This is a genomic window from Pseudomonas sp. GW821-FHT02C04, from assembly GCF_059421845.1.
On sequence record NZ_JBWKVT010000006.1, the window covers coordinates 235,464 to 251,085 of the forward strand.

Consider the following 15,622-nt stretch of genomic DNA (forward strand, 5'->3'; position numbering starts at 1 on the left):
AATGGACGCTCCGCGTCCGCTTCGGCATGGGACGCGGAGCGTCCCGGGCTGCAATTCCCACGCAGAGCGTGGGAACGATCGGTGCACGGAGTGCGGCGGCGATCGGCGGTCGGCGGTCGGCGGTCGGCGGTCGGCGGTCGGCGGTCGGCGGTCGGCGGATATCTCAATGCCGTTTGATGAACCCGGTCAACGCTGCCAACGCCTCCGGCGAACGAAGCCGCTGGGTGAACAGCGCGCCCTCTTCCTCGATCACCTTGCGGATCAACTCGCGATCCGGCGCGCGCATCAATTGTTTGCTGATGCGAACCGCCTCGGCCGGCAGCTCGTCAAACCGCAGCGCCATCTCCCGCGCCTTGGCCAACGCGGCTTCGCCACTGCCCAGTGCCTCAGTCGCGATCCCCCACTGCGCCGCTTGCTCACCGGTAAAGCCTTCACCCAGCAGCAACAGCTCCGACGCTTTGGCCTGCCCGAGCAAACGCGGCAGGATCAGGCTGGAGCCGAACTCCGGGCACAACCCGAGATTGACGAACGGCATCCGCAACCGCGCATCCCGCGCCACGTACACCAGATCACAATGCAACAGCAGCGTCGTGCCAATCCCCACCGCCGCCCCGGCCACGGCGGCGACCACCGGTTTGCGGCATTCGAGCAGCTCGAGCATGAAGTGAAACACCGGGCTGTCGAGGTCGCTCGGCGGCTGCCGGATGAAGTCGGCGATGTCGTTGCCGGCGGTGAAGCACTCGGCGCTGCCGGTGATCAGCACGGCGTTGATGTCGGGGTCGTTGTCGGCCTGACTCAGCGCCTCGGCCAACTGGCTGTACATGGCGCGGGTCAGGGCGTTTTTCTTGTCCGGGCGGTTGAGGCGCAGGGTCAGCAAACCGCGTTCGCGGTGCAGCAGGATGGCTTCGGGCATGGCAGGTCTCGCGTCTGAAGGATCAGCGCTCAACCACGGCTCAGGAAGACATCGGCCAGCAGTTGATTGCGCGGCAGTCCGGCCAGGAACAGACGCTTGGCAAACGCGTCGACGCTGGCAGTCGAACCGCAGACTAAAGCCAGGGTTTGTCGGGAAACAAGGCGCAGTTGCGCCAAAGCGGCCGGCAACTCGGCCGCCGTCCACAATTCGACGCTGAGGTTTTCCCGCTGTGCGGCCAGTGCTTCAAGGGGTTTGGCCAGGTAATGCCCTTCGGCATCATGGGCCAGATGAATGACGCGAATGGCGCCCCGATGATCCTGACGCAAGGCTTCGCGCAACACTCCGAACAAGGGGCCGAGTCCGGTGCCCGCCGCCAGTAGCCACAGCGACCGGTCGTGCCAGTCCGGGTCGTAATGCAACGCACCGCCGCGCAGTTCACCGAGGCGGATCGGGTCGCCGATCTGCAAGCGTCGCGCAGCATCGCTGAATTCGCCGGGCTCGCGGCAATCGAGGTGGAATTCAAGAAAACGGTCTTCTTCCGGCAGGCTCGCCAGCGAATACGGCCGCGCGATGTGACCGGCCCACAGCACCAGATGCTGGCCGGCGCTGTAGCGCAACGGCCGCTGCGGTGTCAGGCGCAAACGCAGCACGCTGTCGCCGAGCCAGTCCAGCGCTTCGACCGTGGCCGGGCGCCCATCGGTGACGGGATCGAAGGTGTGCACCTGCAAATCTTCGATGACCTGACACTGACAGGCCAGGCGCCAGCCCTGATCACGCTGTTCGGCGCTCAAGGCATCGGGGCGACTGTCGGCAGGCAGACCTTGCACGCATTGCACCAGGCAGGCATGGCAACTGCCGGCGCGGCAGCTGTAAGGCACCGCCACACCGTTCTGATTGAGGGCATCGAGCAGGTTGCTGCCCGCGACCACCGACCACTGTCGTTCACCGACCCGCAGTTCAGGCATCGACGTTCTCCCACGCGGCTGCGCAGCGGTTGCGCCCGTCGCGTTTGGCCCGGTACAGCGCCTGATCGGCGCGCTGCAAGGCGTCGTCCAGATCATCGCCCAGTTCCAGCAGGGTCATGCCGGCGGACAGGCTAAGGTTTTTCACATTCAGGCCCACCAGTTCGACGTCGGTGAAGGCGATGCGCAGCCGTTCGCAGCAAGCGGTCAGCCGCTCGGCGTTGCAATCGGGCAGCAACACCACGAATTCTTCACCCCCATAACGGGCCAGCACATCACCGTCACGCAGACAGGCACCGGCCACTCCGGCGAAGGCTTGCAGCACCTGATCGCCGGCCGCATGACCGTGTATATCATTGATGCGTTTGAAATGGTCGAGGTCGATCAGCGCCAGACCGTGCACCACGTCGGCTTCCATCGCGTTCAATTCGCGGGTGGCCAGGCGCAGGAAATGTCGGCGATTGAACAGCCCGGTCAATTCGTCGGTGGCCACCAGGTCTTCGAGCTGGCGCATCATCCCGCGCAGGGTGTCCTGATGCGCCTGCAAGGCAAACCGGCGCTGGCGCATGCGTTGCCGTGAGGTCTGGACGAAACGCGCGTAAATCACCAGCCACGCCAGCACGATCAACAGGATGCACGCCTGCAAGGCAGACAGCGCCGGATCATGCAGACGGAAGTGGTAACCGTCCCACAGCGTGATCGCGCAGAAACTGAAGAACACCAGCATCGCGCAGCGCACAAAGGCCCGGCGCGACAAATGGAACAGGCCGAACAGCAGGATCAGCACATAGAAGACCAGGAACTCGCCCCGCGCTTCTTCCAGATGCGCGATCAGCCATGTCTGCCAGCCGAGGCCGAGCAGCACTTGCGCTTCGGTCAGGCTCGGGTCGGAGAACCGCAGGTTGGCGCCTGAGAAAAACACCGCGAACAGGGTCGCCTGGCTGATGACCACCAGGGCGCTGCCGACAGCGACGCCTGCCAGCGAATCTTCGTAGTGTCCGGTGAAATACGCCAGCCACAGCAGCAGCAAGGCCAATCCATAGGTGGCTGCAGCGAGGGCGAAGCGTTTGAGCAAAAGACGTTGAATGGCGTTATGGGTCAATCGTTGACTCACCGTGCGATAAGAGGCTGACCGAGTGTCCTACTCTACAGACCGGCTGCCACTTTAGTGGCGTAGTCGATAAATGACCATTGATTTTCGGGCCGGATAATTGGCGTCAAAAAAGTCCTTGAGCCCGCCCCTCCCGGCTTCCCGGAGCGCCCGCCAAAAGCACCGGCCGCGCGTGATTTTTTGTCGGCCTTCGCCGTCCGCAAACAGCGAACCGGACGCAGCGCTTGCAGACCACGTCGACCGGCTCCCGCCATGCGACCAACGAATGACTACCGGCGCGTGTCACCACCCGGGAGGCGCGGTATACTGCCGCGCCTTTTTAGCGTCGCGCCAGCAGCCCCGGCGTGCCTTGAAAGGTGTCTGCGACCGACCGATGCACCCAAGCCGCAGGCACCTTATTGAATGTTCCCGTCTTTTAGAGGAGCGCGACTCATGACCGTGATCAAGCAAGACGACCTGATTCAGAGCGTTGCCGACGCCCTGCAGTTCATTTCCTACTACCACCCCGTGGACTTCATCCAGGCGATGCACGAAGCCTACCTGCGCGAAGAATCGCCAGCGGCCCGTGACTCGATGGCGCAGATCCTGATCAACTCGCGCATGTGCGCCACCGGCCACCGGCCGATCTGCCAGGACACCGGTATCGTGACCGTGTTCGTGCGTGTGGGCATGGACGTGCGTTGGGATGGCGCGACCATGAGCCTGGACGACATGATCAACGAAGGCGTGCGCCGCGCCTACAACCTGCCGGAAAACGTCCTGCGTGCCTCGATCCTCGCCGACCCGGCGGGCGCTCGTAAAAACACCAAGGACAACACCCCGGCGGTCATCCACTACTCCATCGTCCCGGGCAACACCGTGGAAGTGGACGTGGCGGCCAAGGGCGGCGGTTCCGAGAACAAGTCGAAAATGGCCATGCTCAACCCATCCGACTCGATCGTCGACTGGGTGCTGAAGACCGTTCCGACCATGGGCGCCGGCTGGTGCCCACCGGGCATGCTGGGCATCGGCATCGGCGGCACCGCCGAGAAAGCCGCTGTGATGGCGAAAGAAGTGTTGATGGAATCCATCGACATTCACGAGCTGAAAGCCCGTGGCCCGCAGAACCGCATCGAAGAAATGCGTCTGGAGCTGTTCGAGAAGGTCAACCAGTTGGGCATCGGCGCCCAGGGCCTCGGTGGCCTGACCACCGTGCTCGACGTGAAGATCATGGATTACCCGACCCACGCCGCCTCCTTGCCGGTGTGCATGATCCCGAACTGCGCCGCCACCCGTCACGCGCACTTCGTGCTCGACGGTTCCGGCCCGGCTTCGCTGGAGGCGCCACCGCTGGACGCCTACCCGGAAATCGTCTGGGAAGCCGGCCCGTCGGCCCGTCGCGTCAACCTCGACACCCTGACCCCGGAAGACGTGCAGAGCTGGAAGCCGGGCGAAACCGTCCTGCTCAACGGCAAGATGCTCACCGGTCGCGACGCCGCGCACAAGCGCATGGTCGAGATGCTGAACAAGGGTGAAACCCTGCCGGTGGACCTGAAAGGTCGCTTCATCTACTACGTCGGCCCGGTTGATCCGGTCGGTGACGAAGTGGTTGGCCCGGCTGGCCCGACCACCGCCACGCGGATGGACAAGTTCACCCGTCAGATCCTCGAACAGACAGGCCTGTTGGGCATGATCGGCAAGTCCGAGCGCGGCCCGACTGCGATCGAAGCGATCAAGGACAACAAGGCTGTGTACCTGATGGCCGTCGGCGGCGCTGCTTACCTGGTGGCGCAAGCGATCAAGAAGTCCAAGGTACTGGCGTTCGCCGAACTGGGCATGGAAGCGATCTACGAGTTCGAGGTCAAGGACATGCCGGTCACCGTCGCGGTGGACAGCAAAGGTGAATCGGTGCACATCACCGGTCCTGCGATCTGGCAACAGAAGATCAGCGAAAGCCTGGCGGTTGAAGTGCAGTAAGCGCTTCACCCGTTAGCGAAAAGGCCGGGCGGTCAGCAATGACCGCCCGGCCTTTTTTTTCGCCTGTCATAAAGTGAAGGGCAAAACACCTGTCAGATCTGACAGGTGTCGGTTTCACTCCACTCTGTTAGCGTGAAATCTCGACATCTACAGGTTGCAATACCATGGCTCTTGATGCGGATGCGCTTGTCACCCCACCGTCTATTGCCAAGACCGCCTCCGTTGCTACTGTCGGACATGAATGGGCGCAAGTGGGTGCGACCGGAGAACAGCCCTATACCTTGAGGGTGCCAGCGCCTTCAGCACCAACCCGCGGGCTGAGTCCAGCGCTTGCTCTGACCTGCAGCAGCGGCGCGGGTAACGGCATGTTCGGCCTCGGCTGGAACCTGTCGCTGCCCGTCATCTCGCGCAAGACCAGCAAAGGTGTGTCGAAATACGAAGCCGACGATGTCATGCAGGCCGACGGCACCGACTTGCGGCCCGAGCTCACAACGCGCGGCAAGATCAAGACCAACAGGCGTACGCTCGGTAAAGGTCGGAACGCCAAAAAATACTTGATGGTGCGCTACATCCCTCGCCTGCAAACGACATTCGCCGAATACCAGCGCTGTACCGCCGTCGATGGCAGTTTCGACTACTGGATAGTCCTCACCCCCGACGGCGCGAAGCATTGCTACGGCTTTTCATCAAACGCGCGAATTTACGACCCGGCAGATCCGACTCATATCGCTATCTGGCTGCCAGAAGAAACCAGAAACGCGGTGGGCGAAAACATCTGGTACGAATACAAGGCCGATGACAAAGTGGCCGATGATCGTTTTGACTATCAGGCCCAGCGTTATCTGCGTCGGGTCTGTTATTGCAACAAGACACCCAGTACCGGTCTGTATTGTCTTGAGCCTTCAGACCCGGGACTGCGGGGCTGGCTGTACGAGATCATCTTCGACTACGGCGAGCGCGTCACCCGGGAGGCGGTTCCGTCCTATTCAGCCCCGGAAGACAAATGGCCGCGGCGCAGCGACCCGTTTCGCAGTCATCGTAACGGTTTCGAGCTGGGCACACGGCGCCTGGGCAAGGAAATTCTGGCATTCAGCCTTACCAGTGGCGAACCGAAACTGGTTGAACGCCTGAGGCTGGAGCACGGGACCACACCGTGCCAGTACAACCACCTGACTGCCGCGCATTACATGAGTTACGACGCCAACGGTAACGTCAAATGCTTGCCGCCGCTTGAGCTCTTCTATGAGCCGTCCATTCTCAATCTCTTCCCCCAAGCGTTTCTGGCACTCGACCACATGCCGGGCCTCAACGACGGCAAGCCCTATCATTGTGTCGACCTCTATGGCGAGGGCCTGCCCGGTTTTCTCTGCCAGTACGACAACGCCTGGTATTACCGTGAGCCCTTGCGCGATAAAGCCGGCAAGGACGCCATCACCTACGGCCCATGGATCTTGTTGCCGCTGATTCCAAACGCCGACAGCAGCAAACCGGTGGTGGTGATTCTGATGGATATCACCGGCGACGGGCACCCGGACTGGGTTGTCGCACAACCCGGCGGCAGCGGCTATTACACGTTCAACCTGGATCGCACATGGTCGTTGTTCAAACCGTTCAGCCGGTTTCCCGTGGAGTTCTTTCATCCGTTGGCCCAATTGGGCGACTTTAGCGGTGACGGTCTGAACTCCCTGGCGCTGGTCGGACCGAACTGCGTGCGGGTGTACGCTAATTTGAGGGAAACAGGCTTTGCTCCCGGCGAGAATGTGCCCCATACCCCGGACCGACTGCCACTGTTCAGTGACGCCAAAAGCGAAATGGTGACTTTGAATGGCTTGGGCGGCAGTGGCATGGAGCTGTGCCGCTGCCGCCATGATGAAATCCGCAGCTGGATCAGTCTCGGGAATGGCCGTTTTACCCAGGGTTTCCAGATGAGCGCCTTGCCGTTCAAATATGGAGAGTTCGATCCCGACCGGGTGCGCATCGCCAATGTAGACGGCTCCGGTGCCCGGGCCTTCATTTACCTGTCTTCGGACTACTTCGAAATCTGGTTGAACCACGGCGGCAATTGCCTGGCAGAGAAACCAATCCAGGTTCGATGGCCCAGAGGCGTGCGCTACGACAACCTCTGCCAGGTGACCTTCGCCGATCTGCAAGGCATTGGCTGCGACAGCCTGCTGCTGACCGTGCCGCACATGAAACCGCAGCACTGGGTGTATCACTTCTTCAGCGCACGGCCGTACCTGTTGACCGGATCCAACAACAACATGGGTTACAACGCGAAGTTGCAATATCGCAGCAGTGCGCAATTCTGGCTGGATGAAAAAAACAGGGAACAGGCGGCAGGCAGAAAGCCGGTGTGTCATTTACCGTTTCCGCAGATGGTGCTCCAGTGGTTGCGACAAGAGGATGAAATCACCGGCAATTACCTGATGCAGTTCTACGAGTATTTCGAAGGCCGATACGACGGCATCGAACGCGAATTCCGCGGCTTCGGGCGCGTCCGCCAGATCGACAGCGAACTGGAACCGGGCAAGGCCGAAAGCGGCCATACGGCGCCGATGCTCAAGACTCAATGGTTTCATACCGGCGAAACCGTCGATATTGCCTTGAAAGACACCAGCCAGCTCGATCCTGAAATAAGGCCCCTGGGCCAAACCCTCACTTCAACGTTCGATGCCAAGCGCCGTAAAGAGCGGATTCGCAAACGGCGCAAGGCAGATGACACTCGCGAAATCGCCTACGCCCTGGCCGGCCGCCTGCTTCGCACCGAGATCCGTCAGGCGGACGCCCCTGTGTCTGCGGGACTGCTTTCCCTGAGCGAGTCTCGCTACCTGGTTCGCAAAGTCGACGAAACTCAGTCCAGCCTGCTGGTACTGGAACTGGAAAACCGCACCCATCAATACGAGGGTTTCATGAATGACTCGCGCTGCCAGCACGCGGTCAATATGGCATGGGACGAGTTCGCTCATCTGGTACACGGTTGCACGGTCGCCTGTGCACGCCGTCGCGATGTGACTGGCGACCCGCCCTTCGAAGAGGAAGATCAACGACGCGCCTGGCGAGACAGCCACGATGAGCAACAACAGTCCTTTTATCTGACAGAAATTCGTGCCGAACCTGTTCACCTGACCAATGACGACCATTGGCTCCTCGGTTTGCCCTGGCGCCAGCGCAGTAACGCACTGATGCTGCCCAAGGGAACGCTGCCGGACGGATTGAGCGAACCGCAAATCAGCTACGAAGATTTCACGGCGCATCAAGACAGCGCCGCATGGAATCTGGCACGCGAGCTGACCTCGCTCTCGACACAAACGTACCTGGAAGAGGATGGCAATATCCTGTTTCCGCCGCGACAGGGGCCGCTCGAGCAGGCCGTGTTCGATAAAAAGGCACTGGCAGCCTACGACGGCGTCCCGATTGTTATTCGGGACGAGCTGAGAAAGATTGGCTATAAGCCGATGAATCTGTTTCTCCCCGCAGATTCGGAAGAGGACAAACGGGAAAACCTGTGGTCAGCCCAGAGCGGTTTTTTCACCTACGCCGACGCTGCCGGTTTTTTTCATGTCACCCACGTGCAACAGACCGAAAGCCATGGTGTGACAAGCATCTTCCGGGATGAAGACAACCTGGTCGTCATCAAGATCATTTTGCCGGACGGCTGCGTCACGACAGTGAAATTCGACCCGCACACCCTGCAGCCGCTATGCATCACGGATCCCAACGAGAACAAACAGGAAGTGCTGTACGGAGCGGATGGACAACCCATCGTCCACACTTTTTATGGTACCGAAGAGGACGTGCCCGCCGGTTTCGCCCCCCTGTCCGAGTACCCGCCACAGTCTGACCGGAGTGTCAAATATGCCCTCGCCCATCCTGAACTTGTGCTGGCATCCGCCGCCAGTGTGGTGCGCACCGAGCTGTTCAGCTGGATGCCGTTGCTCCCGTTCAAAACCGCGCGGCTTAAAAGAAAGGAATGGATCGCCAAAGGCCTGATCCTGCCCGACGGCCACGTGCGCGCCTCGGCACTGCGTTGGCTACACCTGCAAAAAAAACGCACCACCAGCGAACAGACCCTGCTCAAATTCATCCATACGGCCCTCAGGCAACCGGTGCACATCCTCAAGCTGGTTGCCGACCGCTATCACACCGATACGTTGCAACAAATTCAGAAGACCCTCGCCTACGTCGACGGCTTCGGCCGCCAGCTGCAAAGCAAACAGCTCGTCCCGCCGGGCGATGCCTTTGTCGTCACACCCGAGGACGGTCTCGTAACCGGTGCCGATGGCAAGCCGATCGAAATGCCGGCCACGCAGCGCTGGCGGGTTCAGGGACGTGTCGAATACAACCACAAGGGCGAGACCATCCGGGTCTACCGCCCTTATTTCCTGAATACCCATCGCTGCATCAATGACAGTGCAATGCGTGAGCACGGCCACCACGACCGGCTCTCTTACGACGCCCTGGGGCGGCCGATACAGACCATCAATGCGCTCGGTCATCTGGCGTTCGTGATTCTGCATTCATGGTTCAAGCTCAGCTACGACTACAACGACACGGAAGAACCGACACCGGCCAGGCCCGCGAAAAAACCGACGCCTGCAAAACCCAGAAAACGGGTCAAGTGATGAACGCCAGCGTGCACCATCTGACACCGACGATGTCGGTAATCGGCCCGCGCGGCGAGGCCGTCAGACAAGTCGACTACCTGCGCAAAGTTGCCGGCGAGGATGTGCGAGCGCTCATCAACCGACAGCAATATGACGTTGCCGGCCACATGGTTGCGCAGCGGGATCCGCGTTTGCCCACGCCCAATACCATCACCGTTCACAGGCTGGACGCGATGGGCCTGAAGACGCACAGCCTCGACGGCGGCGAAAACATCAGCCTGCCAGGACTCGGCGGCGAGCCGGTACAGATATGGGATGCGAACGGCAATCATCGGGAGCTGACCTACGACATTCGGTTACGCCTGAGGTCGGTCAAAGAGAACGCAGTGCCGGACTTTGAAGTGTTCACCTGGCTCGATGACTCGGCCGACCCGGCGTATAACCTGCGTGGGCAAATGACGGCGCTGAGCGATCCATCAGGCGCGGTAAACATCAAAAGCTTCAACATGATCGGTCAGTCGCTGGAAGAGATCCGCACCTTCGCGGATGGCAAGATCTGCACCAGCCGCCAGGCCTTCAGCGCCGTCGGTGCGCTATTGCAAACCACCGATGCTGGCGGGCACGTACAAAAGTCGACCTACGACATCGCCGGTCAGCTTACTCAGGTGCAGCTGCAACTCAGGGGGCAAAGCTTCCGTCCGATCTTGAACGGCGCAGATTACAACGCTGCCGGACAGATCACCGAACAACGACTCGGCAACGGTGTGACCAGCCACTGGCACTACCGGGCGACCGACGGTCGCCTGCTTCGGCAGTACGCGCAAAAGACTTCGGAGCCGGCGGTTCAGGATTTCGAATATGACTACGACCGGGTGGGTACCCCCCTGCGGATTATCGATCACACCTACAAACCGACGTTTTTTCACAACCAGAGAGTCGATGGTGAACGCACGTTCAACTATGACTCGGTGGGCCGTCTGATCCGCACCACCAGTTACAGCGACGCCCCGCCCGCGGACAATCCCGGGCGGCCACAACCCACCGACCCCGACGACCGGCGCAATTATGTCGAATCTTTCGAGTACGACGACGGCAACAACCTGAAAAAGCTGACCCATATCCGCGACGGCAACACACACACCCGCGAGATGTTTATCGACTCCACCAGCAATCGCGGTGTGCGCTGGAAACCTGGCGACCCCGCCCCGGACTTTGGCGCGTCGTTCGACCGCGCCGGCAATCTGCGGGCCCTGAAACCCGGCCAGCCAGTGAACTGGAACAGCCGCAATCAATTGCAATCGTTGATCCTTGTTGAACACGCCAGCGGGCCAGCGGACCAGGAGCTGTATCAATACAGCCAGGGCGCAAGGGTCTACAAACGCCACGAAACCCACACCCGCTCAGTCAGCCACGTCGCTGAAGTGCATTACGTGGGAAACCTGGAAATCCGCACCAAAAGCAGCGGAGAGGAATTGCACCGGATCACCGTCGCCACCGGTGTCGGCGAGGTGACGTGTCTGCACTGGGTCGCCGGCAAACCACCCGGTATCGATGCTGATCAGGTGTGTTATTCCCATTCCGACCACTTGGGATCGAGCGTGACGCAGATTGATCAACGGGCGCAGGTGATCAGCCGCGAAAGCTACTACGCCTTCGGCGGTACTGCGTCGATGGCTGCCCGCTCGCAGATTGAAGCGGACTACAAGTTCACCCGCTATTCGGGCAAGGAAATGGATGTCACCGGGCTTTATTACTATGGCGCCCGGTATTACGCCCCGTGGCTGTGTCGCTGGGTGAGTGCCGATCCGGCCGGGGATGCGGACGGGCTGAACCGGTATGCGTTTGTCGGGAACTGTCCAATGCGTTTCGTCGACCCGAACGGTGCCAGCAGGGAAGAGTCCGTTATCTACAACTACTCCAATTTCATTTCCAGCTTGAGCGCGAATGCTTCACAGACACTGAATCAGATGCACGACATCCTCCATAAATCGAACATCACCAGGAATCTGCTTGGCAACCTCATCGGGGAGACCGCAAGAGGAGTCTTAGGTTATGAAGCCGGCGCTCTGGGTACCGAGATCTCAGGTATGGCGCTACCGGAAACGTCTTCAATTCAGTTCGCCACGCCGGAAGGGCTACTCGGCAGCAATCTCGGGGGAGATTTATCCGCGAAAATGGATTCGCCTGTAACGAAGCGAACTCGCCTTATCGGATCGCTGATCCCGCAGACATCTAAAATTTCCATTGATGCGATTGACGAGAAACTGGGCCTGTCCGCCCCTGCACCGGACGTGAAATACAAATGGAAAAAAGCGATGAGCCAGGTAGTCAACCCTGCACTCAATTCGGTACTCAACTCCGAATTCGTAATGAACCGAATGATGTCAACCTGGATCTCGATCATCCCGGCGGCCATATCCATGTTCGGTCGAGCAATAGAAGCTGAAGACATCAAAAGCGGTCTGACTCATCACAAGATCGACAAGATTCTCGACACGATCAATGAGTGGGAAACCATCGAAGAGCAACGCTGGGGGTGGACACAAAATGCTTTCGATGCATTGGGCGCCGATGCTGTCTATCCGAGGGAATTTCTATCCAATACCAACCACATGACTTCACCAGAAGCGCTTGCACCAATCACCCGCAAGGGATTGCAGAGCCGGCACGAACTGACTCGGATCGCAATCCGCCACACCCGGCAGCTTTTGAATCATTATCGGGAGATGAGCACTACGGACAATCAGTTCTTGATGCGTCAGGCACAAAGGGCCAAGGGCAACGGTTGAACCATTGGAAACCTGCGAGTGGCAGCAGTGCAGCGATGTCAGGTGCCAAAGCAGCCAGTACGACAAGCGAGAAGGACAAGCGGGCCTCATGGTATCGTGCCCGCCCGATCGACTCTCTGTTCGCCCCAGCATGCTGCCGACTTCCCGTACCCTGCGTCTGTCGTTGTATACCCTGCTGATCATCGCCGGTGCCGCCCTTGCTGCAACGCTTGCGATCCGCCATGCCGAGCGCCAGGCGCTGGAAGAAGACGCCGCGCGGGCCAACCAGCAGCTGGCGCTGTACGCCAATTCACTGCACACCCTGATCGACCGCTATCGCGCCCTGCCCGCCGTGCTGGCACTGGACCCGCAATTGCGTACGGCACTGGCAGGTCCAGTCGATGCCGAACAGCAGGCTGCGCTGAATCTGAAGCTGGAAAAGATCAACGGTGCCGCGCAATCCTCGACGCTGGAACTGCTCGATCATACGGGCCTTGCGGTGGCGGCCAGCAACTGGCGTCTGCCCAGCAGTTATGTCGGTCACAACTATGGCTTTCGTCCCTACTTCAGCCAGACCCGCACCCAGGGCACCGGGCGTTTCTACGCGGTCGGCGTGACCAGCGGGATTCCCGGTTATTTCCTGTCCAGCGCGGTGCTCGGCGACAACGACGAGTTCCTCGGGGCGATGGTGGTCAAGCTCGAATTCCCCGAACTCGAACGCGAATGGAGCCAGGGCAGCGACACCCTGCTGGTCAGTGACGCGCGGGGGATCATTTTCATCGCCAACCAGCCCGACTGGCGCTATCGCCTCCTGCACCCGCTGAGCCCGGCCGATTACAAAGAGATCAAGGCCACTCGCCAATACGATAAACAGTCGCTGGTACCGCTGACTCACCTGTCGCTGCGTCGCTTCGACGACAACAGTGACCTGCGCCGTGTCGAGGGTCCGCAGGGCACGGCGGATTACCTGTGGGAATCCCTGCCGCTGACCGCCGAAGGCTGGACTCTGCACCTGCTGCGACGCCCGCAACTGTCCTTCGAAGACCAGCGCAATGCCGGGCTCGCCGCTGCCGGAGTGTGGCTGGCGTTGGTGTTCCTGTTGCTGTTCCTCAACCAGCGCTGGCGTCTGGCGAAGATGCGCCAGCGTAGCCGCGAAGAGCTTGAGCAATTGGTCGAGGAACGTACCCGCGACTTGCGCACTGCCCAGGACGGTCTGGTGCAGTCGGCGAAACTCGCGGCACTGGGGCAGATGTCGGCGGCGCTGGCCCACGAAATCAATCAGCCGCTGACCGCCCAGCGCATGCAACTGGCGACCTTGCGCCTGCTGCTCGATCATGGCCGCGTCGATGACGCCTACAAGGCGCTCAAACCGGTCGATGAAATGCTCACGCGCATGGCGGCCCTGACCGGTCATTTGAAAACCTTCGCCCGCAAGAGCCCCAGCGGTTTGCGCGAGCGGCTGGATCTGGCGACAGTGGTCGATCAGGCCCTGCAATTGCTGGATGCGAGAATGCGCGACGAACAGGTCAGCCTTGTGTTGCATCTGACGCGTCCGGCCTGGGTGCGCGGCGATGCGATCCGTCTCGAACAGGTGCTGATCAACTTGCTGCGCAACGCCCTCGATGCGATGCAGGGCAAGCCTTGCAAGCGTCTGGAAATCCGTCTGGAAGCCGACGAGCAACTGTGGCGCCTGAGTGTCATCGACAATGGCGGCGGCATTGCCGAAGAACATCTGGGTCAGGTATTCGATCCGTTCTTCACCACTAAACCGGTGGGAGACGGCCTCGGTCTGGGGCTGGCGGTGTCGTTTGCCATCGTCCACGAATCCGGCGGGCGCCTGAGCGCCGACAATGGCGACAACGGCGCAGTGTTCAGCCTGACCCTGCCGATCGATCTGGAGGCGCACATCTGATGCTCAATGCGGTGATGGTGGTCGATGACGAAAGCAGCATTCGCAGTGCCGTCGAGCAATGGCTGAGCCTGTCCGGGTTCGAGGTGCAGCTGTTCAGCCGCGCCGAGGAATGCCTGGCGGCGCTGCCCGCGCATTTTGCCGGGGTGATTGTCAGCGATGTGCGCATGCCCGGCCTCAGCGGTCTTGAACTGCTGGCCGAGGTGCAGCGCCGGGATGCCGACCTGCCGGTGATTCTGCTGACCGGCCACGGCGACGTGCCGATGGCGGTCGAAGCGATGCGCGATGGCGCTTACGACTTTCTGGAAAAACCCTTCAGCCCCGAAACCTTGCTCGGCAGCCTGCGCCGGGCGCTGGACAAGCGCCGACTGGTGCTGGAAAACCGCGCCCTGCACGAACAGGCCGACAACCGCGCCAGACTCGATGCAACGTTGCTCGGTGTGTCCCGTGGCTTGCAGACCTTGCGCCGACAGGTGCTGGACTTGGCGACGCTGCCGGTCAACGTGCTGATCCGTGGCGAGACCGGCAGCGGCAAGGAACTGGTCGCCCGCTGCCTGCACGACTTCGGCCCACGCGCCGACAAGCCGTTTGTGGCGCTGAACTGCGCGGCGATCCCCGAGCAGTTGTTCGAAGCCGAGTTGTTCGGGCATGAGAGCGGCGCGTTCACCGGGGCCTCCGGCAAGCGCATCGGCAAGCTGGAATACGCCGATGGCGGCACGCTGTTTCTCGATGAAATCGAAAGCATGCCGCTGGCCCAGCAGGTAAAACTGCTGCGGGTGTTGCAGGAACAGAAGCTGGAGCGGCTGGGGTCGAACCAGAGTATTCGCGTGGACTTGCGGATCGTCGCGGCGACCAAACCCGATCTTTTGGATGAAGCGCGGGCCGGGCGTTTTCGCGAGGACCTGGCGTATCGCCTGAACGTTGCGGAACTGCGACTGCCGCCGTTGCGTGATCGGCGGGAAGACATTCCGTTGTTGTTCGAATCCTTCGCACAGAGTGCCGCCCAACGACTGGGCCGGACCTTCCCGCCGCTCAGTGGTGCGCAATTGAGCCACCTGCTGAGTCATGACTGGCCGGGTAATGTGCGGGAGTTGGCGAATGTCGCCGAGCGGCAGGTGCTGGGACTGGATGAACCGGTGCAGGGGATTGATCCGGGGCAGTCGCTGGCGGCGCAGCAGGAGGCGTTTGAGGCGCAGTGTTTGCGGGCGGCGTTGACACGGCACAAGGGGGATGTGAAAGCGGTTCTGGAGGAGTTGCAACTGCCGCGTCGCACGTTTAATGAAAAGATGCAGCGGCATGGTCTGACCCGGGAGATGTTCGTACCCGACTGATCGCCCTTCATTGATCGTTCCCACGTCGAGGCGTCGAACCGTCCGCGTGGGAATGCAGCCCGGGACGC

The 15,622-nt window shown here is 60.9% G+C and carries 8 protein-coding genes; 5 read left to right on the forward strand and 3 right to left on the reverse strand.

From position 1 onward, the window contains the following. Positions 1-163 precede the first annotated feature (163 nt). The 3 genes from AC07VV_RS21880 to AC07VV_RS21890 are packed head-to-tail and all read right to left on the reverse strand — an operon-like array spanning position 164 to position 2,977. On the reverse strand, positions 164-913 hold the full coding sequence (locus tag AC07VV_RS21880; protein WP_495037452.1) for an enoyl-CoA hydratase-related protein: 750 nt from the start codon (positions 911-913) through the stop codon (positions 164-166). Between the two features lie 29 nt (positions 914-942). Next, positions 943-1,878 carry an iron-sulfur-binding ferredoxin reductase gene (locus tag AC07VV_RS21885; protein ID WP_495037453.1) on the reverse strand — a complete coding sequence of 312 codons (936 nt, stop codon included), beginning with the start codon at positions 1,876-1,878 and terminating at the stop codon, positions 943-945. Continuing rightward, positions 1,871-2,977, reverse strand: a complete 1,107-nt coding sequence (locus AC07VV_RS21890; RefSeq protein ID WP_249490632.1) for a GGDEF domain-containing protein — start codon at positions 2,975-2,977, stop codon at positions 1,871-1,873. Before AC07VV_RS21890 ends, AC07VV_RS21885 begins: the two co-directional genes overlap by 8 nt. A gap of 441 nt (positions 2,978-3,418) precedes the next feature. Between AC07VV_RS21890 and AC07VV_RS21895 the strand changes: the two genes are divergently transcribed. The 5 genes from AC07VV_RS21895 to AC07VV_RS21915 all read left to right on the forward strand — a co-directional run bounded on the left by AC07VV_RS21895 (position 3,419) and on the right by AC07VV_RS21915 (position 15,554). Then, positions 3,419-4,942 (forward strand): fumarate hydratase, encoded by a 1,524-nt coding sequence (locus AC07VV_RS21895; protein WP_003205127.1) that lies wholly within the window; start codon positions 3,419-3,421, stop codon positions 4,940-4,942. Between the two features lie 164 nt (positions 4,943-5,106). After that, positions 5,107-9,564: a SpvB/TcaC N-terminal domain-containing protein gene (locus AC07VV_RS21900; RefSeq protein ID WP_495037454.1), complete on the forward strand. Its 4,458-nt coding sequence runs from the start codon at positions 5,107-5,109 to the stop codon at positions 9,562-9,564. Next, the gene (locus tag AC07VV_RS21905; protein WP_495037455.1) at positions 9,564-12,335 is read left to right on the forward strand and encodes an RHS repeat domain-containing protein; all 2,772 of its coding nucleotides are present in this window, start codon (positions 9,564-9,566) and stop codon (positions 12,333-12,335) included. The genes AC07VV_RS21900 and AC07VV_RS21905 overlap by 1 nt, the downstream gene beginning before the upstream one ends. Before the next feature lie 130 nt (positions 12,336-12,465). After that, a complete protein-coding gene (locus AC07VV_RS21910; protein WP_495037456.1) occupies positions 12,466-14,226 on the forward strand; it encodes a sensor histidine kinase in 1,761 nt (586 codons plus the stop codon). Continuing rightward, the gene (locus tag AC07VV_RS21915) at positions 14,226-15,554 is read left to right on the forward strand and encodes a sigma-54-dependent transcriptional regulator (protein WP_221533569.1); all 1,329 of its coding nucleotides are present in this window, start codon (positions 14,226-14,228) and stop codon (positions 15,552-15,554) included. Before AC07VV_RS21910 ends, AC07VV_RS21915 begins: the two co-directional genes overlap by 1 nt. Positions 15,555-15,622: the final 68 nt, after the last annotated feature.